The 19,007-nt window shown below is 60.8% G+C and carries 16 protein-coding genes; 11 read left to right on the forward strand and 5 right to left on the reverse strand.

The genetic code is table 11. From position 1 onward, the window contains the following. Positions 1-224 precede the first annotated feature (224 nt). The 3 genes from paoA to paoC are packed head-to-tail and all read left to right on the forward strand — an operon-like array spanning position 225 to position 3,996. On the forward strand, positions 225-848 hold the full coding sequence (paoA, locus tag L8H52_RS25240; RefSeq protein WP_242209244.1) for an aldehyde dehydrogenase iron-sulfur subunit PaoA: 624 nt from the start codon (positions 225-227) through the stop codon (positions 846-848). Next, positions 845-1,801, forward strand: coding sequence for a xanthine dehydrogenase family protein subunit M (locus L8H52_RS25245; protein ID WP_242209245.1), 957 nt, complete (start codon positions 845-847; stop codon positions 1,799-1,801). Before paoA ends, L8H52_RS25245 begins: the two co-directional genes overlap by 4 nt. Then, the gene (gene paoC / locus L8H52_RS25250; RefSeq protein WP_242209246.1) at positions 1,798-3,996 is read left to right on the forward strand and encodes an aldehyde oxidoreductase molybdenum-binding subunit PaoC; all 2,199 of its coding nucleotides are present in this window, start codon (positions 1,798-1,800) and stop codon (positions 3,994-3,996) included. The genes L8H52_RS25245 and paoC overlap by 4 nt, the downstream gene beginning before the upstream one ends. Before the next feature lie 510 nt (positions 3,997-4,506). On the opposite strand, the gene L8H52_RS25255 is transcribed toward paoC, so the two are convergent. Continuing rightward, positions 4,507-4,983 carry a cupin domain-containing protein gene (locus tag L8H52_RS25255; RefSeq protein WP_242209247.1) on the reverse strand — a complete coding sequence of 159 codons (477 nt, stop codon included), beginning with the start codon at positions 4,981-4,983 and terminating at the stop codon, positions 4,507-4,509. 97 nt (positions 4,984-5,080) lie between these two features. Between L8H52_RS25255 and L8H52_RS25260 the strand changes: the two genes are divergently transcribed. Then, complete coding sequence (locus L8H52_RS25260) at positions 5,081-5,974, forward strand: LysR family transcriptional regulator (RefSeq protein WP_242209248.1); 894 nt, start codon at positions 5,081-5,083, stop codon at positions 5,972-5,974. 19 nt (positions 5,975-5,993) lie between these two features. On the opposite strand, the gene L8H52_RS25265 is transcribed toward L8H52_RS25260, so the two are convergent. Then, complete coding sequence (locus tag L8H52_RS25265; RefSeq protein WP_242209249.1) at positions 5,994-6,938, reverse strand: aldo/keto reductase; 945 nt, start codon at positions 6,936-6,938, stop codon at positions 5,994-5,996. A 112-nt stretch (positions 6,939-7,050) separates the two neighbouring features. On the opposite strand from L8H52_RS25265, the gene L8H52_RS25270 reads away from it, so the two are divergent. Both L8H52_RS25270 and L8H52_RS25275 read left to right on the forward strand, forming a co-directional pair. Next, the gene (locus tag L8H52_RS25270) at positions 7,051-7,821 is read left to right on the forward strand and encodes an alpha/beta fold hydrolase (RefSeq protein WP_242209250.1); all 771 of its coding nucleotides are present in this window, start codon (positions 7,051-7,053) and stop codon (positions 7,819-7,821) included. An 88-nt stretch (positions 7,822-7,909) separates the two neighbouring features. Further along, a complete protein-coding gene (locus tag L8H52_RS25275) occupies positions 7,910-8,776 on the forward strand; it encodes a CAP domain-containing protein (RefSeq protein ID WP_242209251.1) in 867 nt (288 codons plus the stop codon). A 186-nt stretch (positions 8,777-8,962) separates the two neighbouring features. On the opposite strand, the gene L8H52_RS25280 is transcribed toward L8H52_RS25275, so the two are convergent. After that, entirely contained in the window at positions 8,963-10,246 is a 1,284-nt protein-coding gene (locus tag L8H52_RS25280) for a Zn-dependent hydrolase (protein WP_242209252.1), read from the reverse strand. Between the two features lie 136 nt (positions 10,247-10,382). Then, the gene (locus L8H52_RS25285; RefSeq protein WP_242209253.1) at positions 10,383-11,867 is read right to left on the reverse strand and encodes an NCS1 family nucleobase:cation symporter-1; all 1,485 of its coding nucleotides are present in this window, start codon (positions 11,865-11,867) and stop codon (positions 10,383-10,385) included. A 625-nt stretch (positions 11,868-12,492) separates the two neighbouring features. Between L8H52_RS25285 and hydA the strand changes: the two genes are divergently transcribed. The 3 genes from hydA (at position 12,493) to preA (ending at position 16,752) form a co-directional block, all read left to right on the forward strand. Continuing rightward, positions 12,493-13,932, forward strand: a complete 1,440-nt coding sequence (gene hydA / locus L8H52_RS25290; RefSeq protein WP_242209254.1) for a dihydropyrimidinase — start codon at positions 12,493-12,495, stop codon at positions 13,930-13,932. Between the two features lie 177 nt (positions 13,933-14,109). Further along, on the forward strand, positions 14,110-15,477 hold the full coding sequence (locus L8H52_RS25295) for an NAD(P)-dependent oxidoreductase (RefSeq protein ID WP_242209255.1): 1,368 nt from the start codon (positions 14,110-14,112) through the stop codon (positions 15,475-15,477). Beyond that, the gene (gene preA / locus L8H52_RS25300; RefSeq protein ID WP_242209256.1) at positions 15,478-16,752 is read left to right on the forward strand and encodes an NAD-dependent dihydropyrimidine dehydrogenase subunit PreA; all 1,275 of its coding nucleotides are present in this window, start codon (positions 15,478-15,480) and stop codon (positions 16,750-16,752) included. Positions 16,753-16,956: 204 nt separating this feature from the next. Here the strand turns inward: preA and L8H52_RS25305 are convergent, their stop codons facing one another. Continuing rightward, positions 16,957-17,577 carry a TetR/AcrR family transcriptional regulator gene (locus L8H52_RS25305; RefSeq protein ID WP_007919317.1) on the reverse strand — a complete coding sequence of 207 codons (621 nt, stop codon included), beginning with the start codon at positions 17,575-17,577 and terminating at the stop codon, positions 16,957-16,959. A 139-nt stretch (positions 17,578-17,716) separates the two neighbouring features. Here L8H52_RS25305 and copC point away from each other — a divergent pair, with 139 nt between their 5' ends. Together copC and copD are read left to right on the forward strand one after the other, a co-directional pair. Then, positions 17,717-18,079 (forward strand): copper homeostasis periplasmic binding protein CopC, encoded by a 363-nt coding sequence (gene copC, locus L8H52_RS25310; RefSeq protein WP_242209257.1) that lies wholly within the window; start codon positions 17,717-17,719, stop codon positions 18,077-18,079. 3 nt (positions 18,080-18,082) lie between these two features. Further along, on the forward strand, positions 18,083-18,940 hold the full coding sequence (copD, locus tag L8H52_RS25315; protein WP_242209258.1) for a copper homeostasis membrane protein CopD: 858 nt from the start codon (positions 18,083-18,085) through the stop codon (positions 18,938-18,940). Positions 18,941-19,007: the final 67 nt, after the last annotated feature.

The following is a 19,007-nucleotide window of genomic DNA, read 5'->3' on the forward strand; positions in this document are numbered from 1 at the left end:
GATGTTGGCTGTGCCGGCCTCTTCGCGAGCAGGCTCGCTCCCACAATGGTTTGTGTTGCTCACACCATTGATGAACTGTGCGCATAACTCTATAGCGAAAATCCGCAAAAACCTTTTCCTCTTTCCGGCAGTCACTCCTTAACGAGACCGGCGATCACGCTGGCTGCCCGTTTGGGCCATTCGCACCCCCGCTGCCCTGATGAAGAGAGAAAAGGAATCGAACCATGACGATTTCCCGACGCAGATTTCTGATCCTCGGCGCCGTGACCGCCACCGCTTTCGCGATGCCACCGTTTATCAGCCTCAAGGCCTATGCGGCCACTCTGGAGCAACCGGCCATGAACAAAGTGACGATCAACGTCAACGGCCAGCCGCGTGCGCTGGATGTCGACACCCGTACCACCCTGCTCGATGGCCTGCGCGAACACCTGCAACTGACCGGCACTAAAAAAGGCTGCGACCACGGCCAGTGCGGCGCCTGCACGGTGATCGTCGATGGCCGGCGAATCAATTCCTGCCTGACGTTGGCGGTGATGCACGAAGGCAGCGAAGTCACCACCATTGAAGGCCTCGGCATGCCTGACAAGCTGCACCCGATGCAAGCCGCGTTCATCAAGCACGACGGCTATCAGTGCGGTTATTGCACACCGGGGCAGATCTGTTCGGCGGTGGCGGTGATCAAGGAAATCCGCGACGGTATTCCCAGCCACGTCAGTGAAAGCCTCACCGAAGCGCCGCAGTTGATCGCCAGCGAATTTCAGGAACGCATGAGCGGCAATATCTGCCGCTGCGGCGCCTACTCGAACATCATCGAAGCCATCACTGAAGTCGCGGAGGTGCCGGCATGAGAACGTTCAATTACAGCCGTGCCGACTCCCCCGCCGCAGCCGCCGCACAAGCTGCGCAAGTCGAAGGTGCGCGATTCATTGCCGGCGGCACCAACCTGCTCGACCTGATGAAACTCGACATCGAAACCCCGCTGCATTTGATCGACGTCAACCACCTCGGCCTGGATCAGATCGAAGCCACGCCCGACGGCGGCTTGCGCATCGGCGCGCTGGTGCGCAACACCGACCTGGCCGCCGACGCGCGCATCAGAAAAGACTACGCCCTGCTCTCCCGCGCCTTGCTCGCCGGGGCTTCCGGACAGTTGCGCAACATGGCGAGCACCGCTGGCAACCTACTGCAACGCACGCGCTGCCCGTACTTCTACGACACGAATCAGGCGTGCAGCAAACGCCAACCCGGCAGCGGTTGTGCAGCGATTGGCGGAGTCAGTCGGCAATTGGGGATTATCGGCGTCAGCGACGCGTGCATCGCCACCCACCCGAGCGACATGGCGATTGCCATGCGTGCCCTCGATGCGCAGATTGAAACGGTGAAACCCGACGGCACGACCCGCAGCATCGCCATGGCCGATTTCCATCAGTTGCCCGGCACCACGCCGAACATCGAAACCAGCCTCACCCCCGGCGAATTCATCACTTCAGTGACACTGCCCGCACCGCTCGGCGGCACCCACATCTATCACAAGGTGCGTGATCGCTCCTCTTACGCATTTGCGTTGGTATCGGTCGGTCTGATTCTGCAAAAGGACGGCAGCGGCCGCATCGCCGTCGGCGGTATTGCACCGAAACCATGGCGGGTCGAAGCCGCCGAAGCGCTGCTGCCCAAGGGCGCCAAAGCCGTCAGCGAACGCCTGCTCGACGGCGCCACGCCGACCCACGACAACCAATTCAAACTGACGCTGGTCGAGCGCACACTCGGCTCGGTGTTGGCGCAAGCGAGGGAAAAAGCATGAAATTCGACACGCCCGCCACCACCAATCCGATCGACCAATTGAAAGTCATCGGCCAACCCACCGAACGCATCGAAGGCCCACTGAAAACCAGCGGTCAGGCGCCTTACGCCTATGAGCAGCATGAGGCGGTGGCCAATCAGGCTTACGGCTTTATGGTCGGCTCGGCCATCGCCAAGGGTCGCATCAACAATATCGATCTCGAAGCAGCGAAAGCCGCGCCCGGTGTACTGGCCATCGTCACCGCCGCCAACGCCGGCAAACTCGGCAAGGGCAAATACAACGCCGCCCATTTATTGGCCGGGCCGGAGATTCAGCACTACCACCAGGCCGTCGCGCTGGTGGTTGCCGAGACGTTCGAGCAGGCCCGTGCGGCTGCGCAGATGGTCAAAGTTGATTACGTCGCGGCCAAGGGCGAGTTCGATCTGGCCAGCGTGCGCGACAAAGGCGTCGAACCGAAAGAGGAACTGCCCGACGTCAGCCACGGTGATTTCGACAAGGCGTTCGCCGCCGCGCCGGTGCAGTTCGATCAGACTTACACCACCCCGGATCAGTCCCACGCGATGATGGAACCGCACGCGACACTGGCGGCTTGGAAAGGCGATCAGCTGACCCTGTGGACCTCCAATCAGATGATTGCCTGGAGCGTCGGTGACATCGCCACAACGCTTGGTTTGCCGAAAGAAAAAGTCCGGCTGATTTCGCCGTACATTGGCGGCGGCTTCGGCGGCAAACTGTTCGTGCGCGCCGATGCGATCCTTGCCGCCCTCGGTGCACGGATGGCCGGCAGGCCGGTGAAAGTCGCCCTCGCCCGCCCGCAGATCGCCAACAACACCACTCACCGCCCGGCGACGATTCAGCGCATTCGCATGGGCGCGACGGCGGACGGCAAACTCACCGCGATCGCTCACGAAGGCTGGTCGGGCAATCTGGCGGAAGGCAAAGTCGAGGTTGCGGCGCAGCCGAGTCAGTTGTTGTACGCCGCTGAAAATCGTCGGGTGAGCATGCGCCTCGCGCCGTTGGATCTGCCCGAAGGCAACGCCATGCGCGCACCCGGTGAAACCCCGGGGCTGATGGTGCTGGAAGTTGCCATGGACGAAATGGCCGAACAGCTCAAGCTTGATCCGGTCCAGTTCCGGATTCTCAACGACACGCAGGTCGATCCAGTAAAAACCGAACGGCCGTTTTCGCAGCGGCGTCTGATCGAGTGCCTTCAGACCGGCGCCGACAAGTTCGGCTGGAGCCAGCGCAATGCGCAGCCGGGTACACGTCGCGAAGGTCGCTGGCTGATTGGCATGGGGGTCGCGGCGGCGATCCGCAACAACCTGCTGGTCAAGTCGGGCGCGCGGGTGCGGCTGGAGCGCGATGGCAAGGTCACGGTGGAAACCGACATGACCGATATCGGCACCGGCAGCTACACGATCATTGCGCAGACGGCGGCCGAGATGATGGGCGTCGGTTTGAAGGATGTCACGGTGCATCTGGGTGATTCGAGCTTTCCGGTGTCGGCAGGCTCCGGTGGGCAATTCGGCGCCAACTGCTCGACCGCCGGGGTGTATGCCGCGTGCATGAAACTGCGTGAGGCGGTGGCTGGCAAACTGGGCATGGCGGCGGATCAGGCGGAGTTTGTCGACGGTCAGGTGCGGCTCGGCGACAAGAGCGTGCCGATGCGCAACGCTTCGCAGGACGGCGTTGTGGTGGCTGAGGACAGCATCGAATTTGCCGACCTGGCCGAGCAGTATCAGCAGTCGACCTTCGGCGCGCATTTTGTCGAAGTCGCCGTCGACGCTGCCACCGGTGAAGTGCGCGTGCGGCGCATGTTGGCGGTGTGCGCGGCCGGGCGGATTCTCAACCCGACAGCCGCGCGCAGTCAGGTGATCGGTGCGATGACCATGGGCGTCGGTGCGGCGTTGATGGAAGAGTTGGCGGTGGACAAAAAGCTTGGGTTTTTCGTCAATCATGATCTGGCCGGGTATGAGGTGCCGGTGCATGCCGACATACCGCATCAGGAAGTGATTTTCCTTGATGAGACCGATCCGGTTTCCTCGCCGATGAAGGCCAAGGGTGTCGGGGAGCTGGGGATTTGCGGGGTCAGTGCGGCGGTGGCGAATGCGATCTACAACGCCACGGGGGCGCGGGTGCGCGAGTATCCGATCACCCTCGATAAAATCCTCTCTTCACTGCCGGAGATGATCTGAACACCTGAAAAGAGCCCCTCACCCTAGCCCTCTCCCAGAGGGAGAGGGGACTGATCCGGGGATATTTGAGGGCTGCACCGACGTGAACGTCCTGCTGTGAATCCATAATCGACACAGCCATTTCAGGTCGATGTATGACGCATTGCTATGAGTCCATAATCCACTCGGTCTCTCAGGTCGATGTATGACGCCAGACACCTCGGTCGACCCCCTCTCCCTCCGGGAGAGGGCTGGGGTGAGGGAAATTGGATAGTCTCATCGACCTGAAGGATCGGCTGTGAATCCATAATCGACTCGGTCTCTCAGGTCGATGGATGACGCCAGACACCTCGGTCTGCCCCCTCTCCCTCCGGGAGAGGGCTGGGGTGAGGGAAACTGGAGAATTTCACCGACTTGAACGTCCTGCTGTGAATCCATAATCGACACAGCCATTTCAGGTCGATGTGTGACGCCAGACACCTCGGTCTGCCCCCTCTCCCTCCGGGAGAGGGCTGGGGTGAGGGAAGCGCTTCACTCGGATCGCGGATACTGCTCATCACTCACCTGCTCCATCCAATCCGCAACCTTGCCATCCAGTACTTCAGCAATAGCGATATGGGTCATCGCCGTGGTCGCAGCCGCCCCATGCCAATGCTTGGCCCCCGGCGCAATCCACACCGTATCGCCTGGACGAATCTCACGAACCGGCTGCCCCCACTCTTGCACAAACCCGGAACCGGCCGTGACGATCAATGTCTGCCCCAACGGGTGCGTATGCCACGCGGTACGCGCGCCCGGCTCAAACGTCACCGTAGCACCACTGACCCGCGCCTCGTCTGTGCCTTTGAACGGCGCATCGACGCGTACCGTGCCGATAAACCAGTCCGCTGGGCCTTTGGCCGAAGGTTGCGAACCATTCGGTGTGACTGTCACACGTGGGATTTCACTGGCCTGCACCTCACCCGCCAACAGGGAAAGGGTCAACGCAGAAGCGGCAATCGGGTTCATGGCAATTCCTCCAGATAATCAATGCCAGTACTTTACCGAGCCGAACTGTTCCGATAATCGTCTAGAATTCAAAAAAACTTATGCAGGACACTCATCAATGCTGCGTGAAAATGCCACCGACCTGCTCGCCTTCCTCGCCGTCGCCCGCGAGCGCAGTTTCACCAAAGCTGCTGCCAAACTGGGTGTTTCGCAATCGGCGTTGAGCCATACCATCCGCGCCCTCGAAGCCCGTCTGGGCCTGCGTCTGCTGACTCGCACTACCCGCAGCGTTTCGCCGACCGAGGCCGGCGAGCACCTGCTGCAAACCATCGGTCCACGCTTCGAAGAAATCGAAGTGGAACTCGCCGCTCTGAGCAACTTGCGCGACACCCCGGCGGGCAAGATCCGCCTCAACGCTACCGATCATTCGCTGGACTGGTTGCTGCGCCCGGTGCTCAAGGACTTTCTGCCGAAGTACCCGGACATCAGTGTCGAGGTGAGCTGCGACTATGGTTTCGTCGACATCGCCGGGCAAGGTTTCGACGCCGGCGTACGTTTGGGCGAGGACGTCGCGCAAGGCATGATCGCCACCCGCATCGGCCCCGACATGCGCATGGCGGTGGTCGGCTCACCCGCCTATTTCACCAAACGAACCGCGCCGCAAACGCCACGCGATCTGACCGATCACGCCTGCAACAACCTGCGCCTGCCCACTAATGGTGGGTTGTACAGCTGGGAATTCGAGAAGGATGGCGAAAGCCTGAAAGTGCGGGTCTCCGGGCAGATCACCCTGAACGGCGTCTACCCGCTGCTCGACGCCGCGCTGGACGGTTTCGGTCTGAGCTACATCCCGGAAAACATCGTCGCGCCGTATCTGGCCGACGGTCGTTTGCGGCAAGTGCTGGAGGATTGGTGCCCTACATTTTCCGGTTATCACCTGTATTACCCGAGCCGGCGTCAGGCTGCGCCGGCGTTTGCGTTGTTGCTGGAGGCGTTGCGCTATCGCGGCTGAGCGCCGTCTAAGCGATCGTTTAACCCAGCAACGCAATCAACTGATGCCGCTGCGCATCGGTGAGCATCGGCCCGAACCCGGCCTTTGCGTTATCAGCCATGTAGTGCGGATTGCCTGTACCGGGAATCACGCACGTCACCGCCGAATGCGAGAGCAGAAACTTCAGCGCCAGTTGCGGCCAACTGTTGACCTGCACGTCGGAAACCCAGCCTGGCAACGGTTTGCCTTTGAGTCGGGCGAGCAAACCACCGCCACCAAAAGGTCGATTACAGATCACCGCCACACCACGCTCGCGACACAACGGCAGGATACGTTTTTCCACGCCTCGGTCATCAAGGGCGTAATTGATTTGCAGAAAATCCAGTGGCTCGGCCTTCAGCACCGCTTCGACTTCTTCGTAGGCCGAGGGCGTGTAATGGGTGATGCCGATGTAACGGATCCGTCCCTGGGCTTTCCATTCACGCAAGATCGGCAGATGGGTTTGCCAGTCGAGCAGGTTGTGGATCTGCATCAGGTCGATGCGTTCGGTGCGCAGCAGACTGAACGATTGCTCCATCTGCGCGATGCCCTCCTCGCGTCCGCGCGTCCACACTTTGGTCGCCAGAAACGCCGGCGAACGCGGTTCGTGGATCGACAACAGTTCACCGGTGGTTTCCTCTGCCCGGCCATACATCGGTGAACTGTCGATCAGCGTTCCGCCCTTTTTGAACAGCTCATCGAGCACCGCCGGCAATTGCCGATAGGCCGGATCACCGGGGGCGACATCGAAACCGCGATAGGTGCCCAAGCCCACGATGGGTAGCAATTCGGAGCTGGACGGGATGGCGCGGGTCTGCATGGCGTGGCCTCCGGTGGTCGCGGGTGTCGTGGCAGAGGCCAGCGCCCGATCAAGGGTGAAGACCGCCGAAACCCCGGCAGCCAGCGTGAGCAATCGGCGACGGGAGTAACCCTCAGTGTGGCTCATGCTGGTTCCCCTGCTGCGTGGATCTGTTGCATGTTGTGTGGGCGAGCGGCCCGGTTGCAGGGCTGAACTACACTGCGACAGCGATCCTTCACACACCGTTAAAAGTAGCCGAATGTCCCGAACCCTGATGTCACTCGTCGCATTGATCGTTGCCGTGTACCTGGTGCTGTGCGCGGCGCTGTTCTTTTTTCAGCGCTCGCTGATCTATTTTCCGCAGCCCAATGCTGTCAGCAGCAGCGACTCACAACTGATCCTGTCGATGCCGGACGCGCGGGTTTCAGTGATCACCCGCGAGCACGTCGGGCCGCGGGCGCTGATCTATTTCGGCGGCAATGCCGAGGACGTATCGCGCAATCTGCCGGAGTTTGCCGAGGCGTTTCCTGAATACGCGGTGTATCTGCTCAACTATCGCGGCTTTGGTGGCAGCGGTGGCTCACCGTCCGAGGAAGCGATTGCCGAGGATGCGCTGGCGCTGTTCGACCAGGTGTATGCCAGTCACCCGCAGGTTTCGCTGATTGGCCGCAGCCTGGGATCGGGCGTCGCCGTGCGTCTGGCCAGCCAACGGCCAGTGCAAAATCTGATTCTGGTGACGCCTTACAACAGCCTCGAAGAAATCGCAGCACGGCAATACCCGTGGGTGCCGGTGAAGTGGTTGCTCAAGGATCGCTTTGAATCGGGCAAGTACGCCGCGCATATCCGTGTGCCGACGCTGCTGCTCGCGGCCAGCGACGACGAGGTGATTCCACGCGCCAGCACGCTGCGCTTGCTGGAGAATTTCCCGCAAGGCGTGGCACTGCTCAAAGTGGTGCCGGATTCGGGGCATAACTCGATTTCCGACCGTGCGCAGTATTTGCAGTGGATGGGGAATGTGTTGAATCGCTGAACCAAGTCGAAAAAGCCCAGTCCTACTCGCGCCGCTTTCTGCGGCTCACTCAACTTTTGCGTTGTCCTCCTTCAGAGCTGCCCGCCTCATGCGCCACGCCGTTCGTTCGTCTCGCTTCGTTTCGCTGTGCCTGCTGATCCTTTCGCCGCTGTTCGCGGAAACCGCCCATGCCGGTGCCGAGCGGCAACTGGTGGCCGCCATCAACGACTATCGCGCCCATCCACAACGTTGCGATCGACGTCCGGCACAACGGCTGGCACCGTTGGCGCTGAAGTCGAACCTGGCCTTGCCGATCGGTTATCGCAACGCCGGCGGCATGCGTGAAGCGTTGAAGTCGTCCGGCTATTCCGCTGTCGCGGTGCGCAGTATTCGCGTGATCGGCGCCGAGGACGCCGAAGAGGCTTTCGAGCTGCTGCAAGACGAGCACTGCGCCGCGCTGCTGGATGCGAGCTACGCCGACATCGGCGTCAGTCGGTCGCGCAATGAGTGGCAAGTGGTTTTGGCGCAACCGGTGCTCGACAGTCGCGTTGGCGATAACCGCAGCGTCGGCAAAGCCTTGCTCGCCGAGGTTAATGCTGCACGTGCCCGGCCTCGGCTGTGCGGACGTCAGCGATTCGCCGCCGCCCGGCCGTTGAGCTGGAACGCCGCGTTGGGCGCCGCCGCGCAGGGGCACAGCAAAGCCATGGCTTACGGCAACTACTTCGCCCACCGCGACCCGGACGGCGACCTGCCCGCCGATCGCGCCCGTGCAGCCGGCTATCGCGGTCGGCAGATCGGCGAAAACATTGCCGCCGGGCAGAGTTCGCCGGGCAAGGCCATGGCCGGATGGCTGGCCAGCCCCGGACACTGCGCCAACCTGATGAACCCGATGTTCACCCAGGTCGGCGCCGGGTTTGCCAGTGAAGCGCGCAGTGATGAAGGGGTTTACTGGACGATGGTGTTTGGTGCGCAGTGACTGGTCGCACAAGCTTCAGTTTCAGCCATTCCTTGCGCAACGTTGACGGCGATACAACGGCTATCGCGGTCCGCCACATAGTCATGACGTTGTGGTGACAGTAAAAAGATCGCAGCCTCCGGCAGCTCCTACACAGGATTTATGGTTTCCCTGTAGGAGTTGCCGAAGGCTGCGATCTTTTGATCTTCAAGCCGCCCGCTGTCCTTCCGCGACCATCGCCGAAGCCGCCAGCATCGCCCGCAACAACACCGCACATCCCGCGGCCAGATCATCCGGCGCGGCGTTCTCGATTTCGTTGTGGCTGATGCCGCCTTCGCACGGCACAAAGATCATCCCGGCCGGGCCGAGTTCGGCGAGGAAGATCGCGTCATGCCCGGCGCCACTGACGATGTCCATATGCGACAGGCCCAGACCTTTCGCCGCGCCGCGCACCGCTTCCACGCAGCCTTTTTCGAAGTACAACGGCGGGAAGTCGGCAGTCGGGGTCAGTTCATAATTCAGGCCATGTTCCTCGCAGGTGGCGTCGATGACTTGCTTCACCTCAGCGATCATCGAATCAAGGCGCGCCGGTTCCAGATGACGGAAATCGAGGGTCATGCGCACTTCGCCGGGGATGACGTTGCGTGAGCCCGGATAGGCCTGCAGGCAGCCGACGGTGCCGCAGGCATGGGGTTGGTGGCCGAGGGCGGCGCGGTTGACCGCACCGACGATCACCGAGGCGCCGACCAGTGCATCTTTGCGCAGGTGCATCGGTGTCGGGCCGGCATGCGCTTCGACGCCGCGCAGTTTCAGGTCGAACCACTTCTGCCCCAAAGCGCCGAGGACCACGCCGATGGTTTTCTGCTCGTCTTCAAGGATCGGGCCTTGTTCGATGTGCGCTTCGAAATAGGCGCCGACCTTGTGCCCGCTGACTTTACGCGGACCGGCATAGCCGATGGCGTTCAGCGCTTCACCGACGGTCACACCGTCGGCATCGACTTTGGCGAGGGTTTCTTCGAGGGTGAATTTCTCCGCGAACACGCCGGAACCCATCATGCACGGAGCGAATCGCGAGCCTTCTTCGTTGGTCCAGACCACCACTTCCAGCGGTGCTTCGGTTTCCACTTTGAGGTCGTTGAGGGTGCGCAGGACTTCGACGCCGGCGAGCACGCCGAAGCAGCCGTCGAACTTGCCGCCGGTGGGTTGGGTGTCGATGTGGCTGCCGGTCATCACCGGTGGCAGGTTCGGATTGCGCCCGGGGCGACGAGCGAAGATGTTGCCGACGGCATCGACCGTGACGCTGCATCCGGCGTCCTTGCACCATTGCACGAACAGGTCGCGGGCCTGGCGGTCGAGGTCAGTGAGGGCCAGGCGACAGACCCCGCCCTTGACCGTCGCGCCGAGTTTGGCCAGTTCCATGAGCGACGCCCACAGGCGATCGCGGTTGATGTGCTGATGGGTTGATTGCAGAACGTCTACGGCTGCGTTCATGGGGATCTCCTCAGTGCTGATACCGATAGTTCCCACGCTCTGCGTGGAAACTTATCCATGGACGCTCTGCGTCCGCTGTTGGGACGCAGAGCGTCCCGGGCTGTATTCCCACGCAGAGCGTGGGAACGATCATGTGTTACACCGCCGACTTAACGGCAGAGGGCTGCGCACGCATCACGCACAACCCGTAATAAATAATCCCGCCCAGCGCCGAGCCGGTGAACCAGCCATAGCTGTAGAACCAGCTGAACGCATCGCTGCCGAGCGACAGCAAGGTCAGCACCACCGGCACCCCGAACGCGAGAAACCCGGCCCGGTTCCACGCCGGATAGACGTCGTCGCGGTACAGCCCGGCGAGGTCCAGTTGCTGTTTCTTGATCAGGAAATAGTCCACCACCATGATCCCGGCGATCGGTCCGAGCAGGCTCGAATAACCCAGCAGCCAGTTGGAATAGACACTTTCCAGACTGACCTCCGAAACGATCCAGCCGAGTTTTTTCAGCAGTTCATGCCCCATCAGCAACAGCCCGACCAATCCGGTCAGCAACACCGCTTTGGTGCGGTTGATCACCTTCGGCGCGATGTTCTGAAAATCATTGGTCGGCGAGACAATGTTGGCGGCGGTGTTGGTCGATAGCGTGGCGATGATGATCAGTGCCATCGCCACCGCGACCCACACCGGACTTTGAATGTGACCAATCAGCGTGACCGGATCAGAGACAGTCACACCGACCAGTTTCACCGAGGCGGCGGTCATCACCACACCCAGCGCGGCGAACAAAAACATGGTCAGCGGCAGGCCGATGATCTGCCCGAGAATCTGATCTTTCTGGCTCTTGGCGTAACGGCTGAAGTCAGGAATGTTCAGCGATAGAGTCGCCCAGAAGCCGACCATCGCCGTCAGGCCGGCGGCGAAATAACCGTACACGCTCGCGCCTTCCGGGCGTTTGGCCGGGATCGCCATCAGTTCGCTCATCGACACATTGGGCATCGCCCAGACCAGCAGACCGATGCCGACCGCCACCAGCAAAGGCGCGGACAAGGTTTCCAGCCATTTGATCGACTCGGCACCGCGAATCACCACCCACAGGTTCAGCGCCCAGAACACCATGAAACCGATCACCTCGCCCGTGCCACCGAGGGATTTCCAGCCGTCGAACACCGAGCCCAGAAACAGGTGAATCGCCAGCCCGCCAAACATCGTCTGAATGCCGAACCAGCCACACGCCACCAGTGCGCGAATCAGGCACGGCACGTTGGAGCCGAGAATGCCGAACGACGAGCGCAGCAACACCGGAAACGGGATGCCGTACTTGGTGCCGGGGAAAGCGTTAAGCGTCAGCGGAATCAGCACGATGATGTTGGCGAACAGAATCGCCAGCAGCGCTTCGCCAACGCTCAAACCGAAGTACGCCGTGAGCACGCCACCGAGGGTATAAGTCGGCACGCAGATCGACATGCCGACCCACAGCGCGGTGATGTGCCATTTGTTCCAGGTTCGTTCGCGCACCTTGGTCGGCGCCATATCGTGGTTGTAACGGGGACTGTCGAGGACGTCGCTGCCGGCTTCAAGCTCGTACAAGCCGTCGCGCTCGGTCACTTGCGATCTGATCTGTTGCATGGCCGCTCCACTGTTCTTCTGATTATTTTTTTGCTCATCAGGCGGCTTGCACACGCAGGTGCAGCCGGACGATGGCCGGAGGAACTGACAACTTTCATGCACCGGCCATGGTGTCAGCGGCGGCATCAATAAACGTGCCGGAGGCCCCGCTTGCGCATCGGGCGGTGTATCAAACGCTTTGCAACTTTCTGATATTCATCAGTTTTAATTATTTACCCGGTAAGTCCGCGGAAACTTGTCTGAACGCTCAGGCTAAACGTCGGGCAAGTTGTCCGAACTGTCAGGACTCAATCTGGTGCACTGCATTTATTTTCATTGTGAGCGAGCAGCCGCAGCTCAACTTCAAGCGGCTGATTTCACATACAAAATCTTGCTCATATTTCCATCCTGTCAAGTGCGTCAAAATGGTGAACGGCCTCACCATTTTGGTGATTTGCAGTTTTTATCGTTATTTTTCATACAGTTAAAACAGCAATAAGCTTATAAAAAATAATCTTGATCTATTGCAAATCTGCGACTAGCTTCTATTCCTGACAGCGCTGACAGGAATACGCTCTGCAACGCTGTACATCAATAAAACATCTAGAACCGGCACAAGTCGGTCAATGCCTGCGAGGAACTCGGAATGTCTCTGTTGATCCGTGGCGCCACCGTTGTTACCCATGATGAAAGTTATCGCGCCGACGTCTATTGCGCCGACGGCGTGATCAAAGCCATTGGTGAAAACCTGGATATTCCCGCCGGCGCCGAAGTGCTCGACGGCAGTGGCCAATACCTGATGCCCGGCGGCATCGATCCACACACCCACATGCAACTGCCGTTCATGGGCACTGTGGCCAGTGAGGATTTCTACAGTGGCACGGCGGCGGGACTGGCCGGCGGCACCACGTCGATCATCGACTTTGTGATTCCCAATCCGCAGCAGTCGCTGATGGAAGCGTTTCATCAGTGGCGCGGCTGGGCGGAAAAGTCCGCGTCCGACTATGGCTTCCACGTTGCAATCACCTGGTGGAGCGAGCAGGTGCGTGAGGAAATGGCCGAGCTGGTCAGCCATCACGGCATCAACAGCTTCAAGCATTTCATGGCTTACAAGAACGCGATCATGGCCGCCGACGACACGCTGGTGGCGAGCTTCGAGCGTTGCCTTGAGCTCGGCGCCGTGCCGACCGTACACGCGGAAAACGGCGAGTTGGTCTATCACCTGCAACGCAAGTTGATGGCCCAGGGCATCACCGGGCCGGAGGCGCATCCGCTGTCGCGGCCGTCGCAGGTTGAAGGTGAAGCGGCGAGCCGGGCGATTCGCATTGCCGAAACCATCGGCACGCCGCTGTATCTGGTGCACGTCTCGACCCAAGAAGCCCTCGACGAAATCACCTATGCGCGCAGCAAGGGCCAACCGGTGTACGGCGAAGTCCTCGCCGGGCATTTGCTGCTCGACGACAGCGTCTATCAACACCCGGACTGGCAGACCGCTGCCGGTTATGTGATGAGCCCGCCGTTCCGTCCGCGTGGTCATCAAGAGGCGCTGTGGCACGGGCTGCAAAACGGCAATCTGCACACCACCGCGACTGACCATTGCTGTTTCTGCGCCGAGCAGAAAGCCGCCGGCCGTGATGACTTCAGCAAGATTCCCAACGGCACGGCGGGTATTGAAGATCGCATGGCGGTGTTGTGGGACGAAGGCGTCAACAGTGGGCGTTTATCGATGCAGGATTTCGTTGCCCTCACCTCCACCAACACCGCGAAGATCTTCAATCTCTACCCGCGCAAAGGTGCGATTCGCGTCGGCGCCGATGCCGATCTGGTGCTGTGGGATCCGCAAGGTACCCGCACCATTTCCGCCAAGACCCACCATCAGCAGGTGGACTTCAACATCTTCGAAGGCAAGACCGTGCGCGGCGTGCCGAGCCATACCGTCAGCCAGGGCCGGGTGGTCTGGGCCGACGGCGACCTGCGTGCCGAGCGTGGCGCCGGGCGGTATATCGAGCGGCCGGCGTATCCGGCGGTGTTTGATTTGCTGAGCAAGCGGGCTGAGCAACATCGCCCGACTGCCGTGAAGCGCTAAAGCGAGGCCTTCGGCCTCATAAATGATCGTTCCCACGCTCTGCGTGGGAATGCAGCCCGTGACGCTCCGCGTCACTGGACGCAGAGCGTCCCTAGAGGCATTCCCACGCAGAGCGTGGGAACGATCAACCAATGCCCATCAGAGGCAGCACCTCAAATAACCGTGAGGCCATAAACCGTGATCGAGACCCTGAACCATCTCCCCCACCCGCACGAAAGCGCGGCCGCCCTCGCCGGGCATTTCACCGATCTGGCGCCGCCGCTCAATGACCGGCAGGCGCATCTGGAAGCCTCGCGCTGCCTGTATTGCTACGACGCACCGTGCGTGAACGCGTGCCCGAGCGAGATCGATATCCCATCGTTCATCCGCAACATTCATCAGGACAACATCCCCGGTGCGGCGCAGAAAATCCTCTCGGCGAACATCCTTGGCGGCAGTTGCGCGCGGGTGTGTCCAACTGAAATCCTCTGCCAGCAAGCCTGCGTGCGCAACAACGCTCACGAATGCGCACCGGTGCTGATCGGCCTGCTGCAACGCTACGCCGTCGACAATGCACACTTCAGCGAGCACCCGTTCCAGCGCGCCGCCGCCACCGGCAAACGTATCGCCGTGGTCGGTGCCGGCCCCGCCGGTTTGTCCTGCGCCCATCGCAGCGCCATGCACGGTCACGACGTGGTGATTTTCGAAGCACGGCAGAAGGCTGGCGGCCTCAATGAGTACGGAATCGCCAAGTACAAACTGGTCGACGACTACGCGCAGAAGGAACTGGATTTCCTCCTGCAAATCGGCGGCATCGAGATTCGTCACGGGCAAAAGCTTGGTGAGAATCTGACGCTGAGCGAACTGCATCAGCAGTTCGACGCGGTGTTCCTCGGGCTCGGCCTCAATGCCAGCAAACAACTCGGCCTGCCCCACGAAGATGCGCCGGGCCTGCTCGCTGCCACCGATTACATCCGCGAATTGCGTCAGGCCGATGACCTCACGCAACTGCCGCTGGCTGAACGCTGCATCGTCCTCGGTGCCGGCAACACCGCGATCGACATGGCCGTGCAAATGGCCCGCCTCGGTGCTCGCGACGTCAATCTGGTGTATCGCCGTGGCGCCGCCGACATGGGCGCCACCGGCCATGAGCAGGACATCGCCAAAGCCAATCAGGTGCGCCTGCTGACCTGGGCACAACCGGAAGAAGTCCTGCTCGACGCTCAGGGCCATGTGCGCGGCATGCGTTTCGCCCGCACCGATCTGGTCGAAGGACGCCTGCAAACCACCGGCGAAACTTTCGAGCTGGCCGCCGACGCGATCTTCAAAGCCATCGGCCAGGCGTTCGATGGCAGCGCCCTCGCCGACCCGCTGGCCCGTGAACTCAAGCGTCAGGGCGAACGCATCTACGTCGATGAAAACCTGCGCACCAGCATCCCCGGCGTGTACGCCGGTGGCGACTGCACCAGCCTCGATCAGGACCTCACCGTGCAAGCCGTGCAGCACGGCAAACGCGCCGCCGAGGCGATCAACGCTCAACTGATGCTTAACGTGGAGGCTGCGTAAATGGCCGATCTGTCGATTGTCTTCGCTGGCATCAAAGCGCCGAACCCATTCTGGCTGGCCTCCGCGCCGCCGACCGACAAAGCCTACAACGTCGTCCGTGCCTTTGAAGCAGGCTGGGGTGGCGTGGTCTGGAAAACCCTCGGTGAGGATCCGGCGGCGGTCAACGTCTCGTCGCGCTACTCAGCACATTACGGCAACAACCGCGAAGTGCTTGGCATCAATAACATCGAGCTGATCACCGACCGTTCGCTGGAAATCAACCTGCGCGAAATCACTCAGGTGAAAAAGGACTGGCCGGACCGCGCGCTGATCGTTTCGCTGATGGTGCCGTGCGTCGAGGAGTCGTGGAAACACATTCTGCCGCTAGTGGAAGCCACGGGCGCTGACGGCATCGAACTGAATTTCGGTTGCCCGCACGGCATGCCTGAACGTGGCATGGGCGCGGCGGTCGGTCAGGTGCCGGAGTACGTCGAGCAAGTCACGCGCTGGTGCAAGACCTATTGCTCGCTGCCGGTGATCGTCAAACTGACGCCGAACATCACCGACATCCGCGTGGCTGCGCGCGCAGCCCACCGTGGTGGCGCCGATGCGGTGTCGCTGATCAATACGATCAACTCGATCACCAGCGTCGACCTGGAACACATGGTCGCCCTGCCCACCGTCGGCAGCAAAAGCACCCACGGCGGTTATTGCGGCTCGGCGGTGAAGCCGATTGCGCTGAACATGGTCGCCGAGATTGCCCGCGATCCAAAGACCCAGGGCTTGCCGATCTGCGGGATTGGCGGCATCGGCAGTTGGCGCGATGCGGCAGAATTCATGGCGCTGGGCAGCGGCGCGGTGCAGGTGTGCACGGCGGCGATGCTGCATGGCTTTCGCATTGTCGAGGAGATGAAGGATGGGTTGTCGCGGTGGATGGACAGTCAGGGTTACGCCAGCATCAGTGAGTTTTCCGGGCGCGCGGTGGGCAATACCACGGACTGGAAGTACCTCGACATCAACTATCAGGTGATCGCGAAGATTGATCAGGACGCGTGCATTGGTTGCGGGCGTTGCCATATTGCTTGCGAGGACACTTCACACCAGGCGATTGGCAGTCTGAAGCAGGCGGACGGCACGCATAAATATGAAGTGATTGATGAGGAGTGTGTGGGTTGCAATCTTTGTCAGATCACTTGTCCGGTGGCGGACTGTATCGAGATGGTGCCGATGGAGACTGGCAAGCCGTTTCTCGATTGGAATCATGATCCGCGCAATCCGTATCACGTTGCGGTCTAGATTGCCGACTGATCCAACAGCCCCCTCACCCTAGCCCTCTCCCAAAGGGAGAGGGGACTGATTGGGGGATGCTCAGAAATCCACCGACGTGAACGATTTGCTTTGAATCCGCAATCGACTCGGTTCTTCAGGTCAACGTAACCCGCAAGACACCTCCGTAGGCCCCCTCTCCCTCCGGGAGAGGGCTGGGGTGAGGGTCTGTTTCTAGGGCTCCAGCCCGATCCCACGCAATATCACACTCGTCACCGTCTGCACCGCCCGCTCAAACTGCATATCCGACAACGGCTGATGCTCATTCAGAATATTCACCTGATGATCAAAGTCGGCATAGTGCTGCGTCGACGCCCAGATCATGTAAAGCAGACTCGACGGTTCCACCGGTAGAATCCGCTTGTCCTCGACCCACTGGCGAATCTTCGCTTCCTTCATCTTCGCCCAGTCATACAGGCTGACATCCAGCGCCTCGCCCAGCGTCGGCGCGCCGTGGATGATTTCGTTGGCCCAGACTTTCGAACCGTACGGCCGACTGCGCGAGTGATTCATCTTCGCGCGGATGTAGCTGCTGAGCACCACGCGCGGATCGTCGAACATCTCGAAGCACAGCGCGTCCTGTTTCCATACTTCCAGCAGGTCGAACAGCACCGCGCTATACAGTTCGCTCTTGGTGCTGAAGTAATAATGCAGATTGGAACGCGGCAGCTGCACTTCAGCCGCGATGTCAGCCATGGCCGTGCCGCCGAAGCCTTTTTCGGCGAAGACTTTTTCCGCCGCGAGGAGAATTTTCTCGACGTTGTTGCGACGAATCTCGATCTTGTGATTGCCCATGTGGGCTCCCTGACAACAGCGTTGCCCAAGACTAGCATCCGCTCTGGTGCGCGGGCGACCGCTGCAAACAAAACTTCGTACAGCCGTGCGCGGATGGCTAAACTGACGGCTTCTTTGTCCTGCCTCAGAGGTATCCGCGATGCTGTTCAAGAACGTCCTGACCACCACTGCCCTGCTCGCTTCGCTGTTCGCCGCATCTTCCGTATTTGCCCACGCCCATCTGAAAAGCCAGACCCCGGCCGCCGACAGCACCGTCGCCGCCCCGGCCGATTTGCGCCTGACCTTTTCCGAAGGCGTCGAAGCCAGTTTTACCAAAGTCACCGTGACCCGCGATGGCGCACCGGTCGAGATCAAGCCGCTGACCACCGAAGGCGACAAGAAGACCCTGATCGTCACCCCCGCTGCACCATTGAGCGCTGGCGAGTACAAAGTCGAATGGCACGCGGTGTCCGTCGATACGCACAAAAGCGAAGGCGCCTATCAGTTCAAGGTTGGCCAGTAACCCATGAGTGAAGCGCTGGTGCTGTGTCGCTTTGTGCATTTCATCGTGGTGTTGATGCTGTTCGGGGCCTGGCTGTTCAGGCCGTTGCTGCTCAAGGATGAAGCGCTGCAAGTGGACCGGCACCTGGCGCGACTGGCGCGTTGGCTGGCGGCTGTGGCGCTGCTCAGCGGGATTGCCTGGGCGCTGTTGATTACCGCGAGCATGGCCGGTTCAGCCGCAGCGGCGTTTGATCCGGACACGGTTGCGCTGGTGCTGGGCAATACGTTTTTTGGCCAGGTGTGGCGTTGGCACCTGCTGATCAATGCCGCGCTGTTGGCGTTGCTGTTCACACCTTGGCGTTCAAGCACGCCATTGCGATTGGGCTTGAGCGCGTCGCTGCTGGCGACCCTGGCACCGGTCGGGCATGGTGCGATGCTCGATGGGCTGAGCGGGCAACTGCTGATTCTCAACCAGATCGTTCATCTGACCTGCGTGGCCGCGTGGCTGGGCGGGTTGTTGTTGCTGGTGCTGATTCTGCGTCAGCCGAGTGAGCCGATGCGCGAAGTTTTGCGGCGCTTCAGCGGCGTCGGTTATGCATTGGTCGCGGGGCTGCTGATCACCGGTTTGATCAACGTCCGCGTGCTCACCGGCCAGTGGTGGCCGACGCCGTTGTTCAGCGGGTTTGCGTTGATTCTGCTGATCAAGGCGCTGATCGTGCTGGGGATGCTCGGGCTGGCGCTGTTCAATCGTTTGCGCATGGATGATTGCGAACAGCGCATGGGCGCAATCAGGCGCAGTGTGATGCTGGAGTGGTTGCTCGGCATTGGCGCGGTGGCGGCCGTCTCCCTGCTCGGCACCCTGCCCCCGATGATCGCTGGATAAGCACAGTTCAAATGTGGGAGCGAGCCTGCTCGCGAAAGCGGTGTGTCAGATAAAGAAATGTGACTGA

Source organism: Pseudomonas sp. CROZ-RG-20F-R04-15 (genome assembly GCF_022662375.1).
In the GTDB taxonomy this organism is placed as follows: Bacteria; Pseudomonadota; Gammaproteobacteria; order Pseudomonadales; family Pseudomonadaceae; genus Aquipseudomonas.

Coding starts and splice junctions, on each gene's coding strand:
- paoA (WP_242209244.1), top strand. CDS start 225: ATGACGATTTCCCGACGCAGATTTCTGATCCTCGGCGCCGTGACCGCC.
- L8H52_RS25245 (WP_242209245.1), top strand. CDS start 845: ATGAGAACGTTCAATTACAGCCGTGCCGACTCCCCCGCCGCAGCCGCC.
- paoC (WP_242209246.1), top strand. CDS start 1,798: ATGAAATTCGACACGCCCGCCACCACCAATCCGATCGACCAATTGAAA.
- L8H52_RS25255 (WP_242209247.1), bottom strand. CDS start 4,983: ATGAACCCGATTGCCGCTTCTGCGTTGACCCTTTCCCTGTTGGCGGGT.
- L8H52_RS25260 (WP_242209248.1), top strand. CDS start 5,081: ATGCTGCGTGAAAATGCCACCGACCTGCTCGCCTTCCTCGCCGTCGCC.
- L8H52_RS25265 (WP_242209249.1), bottom strand. CDS start 6,938: ATGAGCCACACTGAGGGTTACTCCCGTCGCCGATTGCTCACGCTGGCT.
- L8H52_RS25270 (WP_242209250.1), top strand. CDS start 7,051: ATGTCCCGAACCCTGATGTCACTCGTCGCATTGATCGTTGCCGTGTAC.
- L8H52_RS25275 (WP_242209251.1), top strand. CDS start 7,910: ATGCGCCACGCCGTTCGTTCGTCTCGCTTCGTTTCGCTGTGCCTGCTG.
- L8H52_RS25280 (WP_242209252.1), bottom strand. CDS start 10,246: ATGAACGCAGCCGTAGACGTTCTGCAATCAACCCATCAGCACATCAAC.
- L8H52_RS25285 (WP_242209253.1), bottom strand. CDS start 11,867: ATGCAACAGATCAGATCGCAAGTGACCGAGCGCGACGGCTTGTACGAG.
- hydA (WP_242209254.1), top strand. CDS start 12,493: ATGTCTCTGTTGATCCGTGGCGCCACCGTTGTTACCCATGATGAAAGT.
- preA (WP_242209256.1), top strand. CDS start 15,478: ATGGCCGATCTGTCGATTGTCTTCGCTGGCATCAAAGCGCCGAACCCA.
- L8H52_RS25305 (WP_007919317.1), bottom strand. CDS start 17,577: ATGGGCAATCACAAGATCGAGATTCGTCGCAACAACGTCGAGAAAATT.
- copC (WP_242209257.1), top strand. CDS start 17,717: ATGCTGTTCAAGAACGTCCTGACCACCACTGCCCTGCTCGCTTCGCTG.
- copD (WP_242209258.1), top strand. CDS start 18,083: ATGAGTGAAGCGCTGGTGCTGTGTCGCTTTGTGCATTTCATCGTGGTG.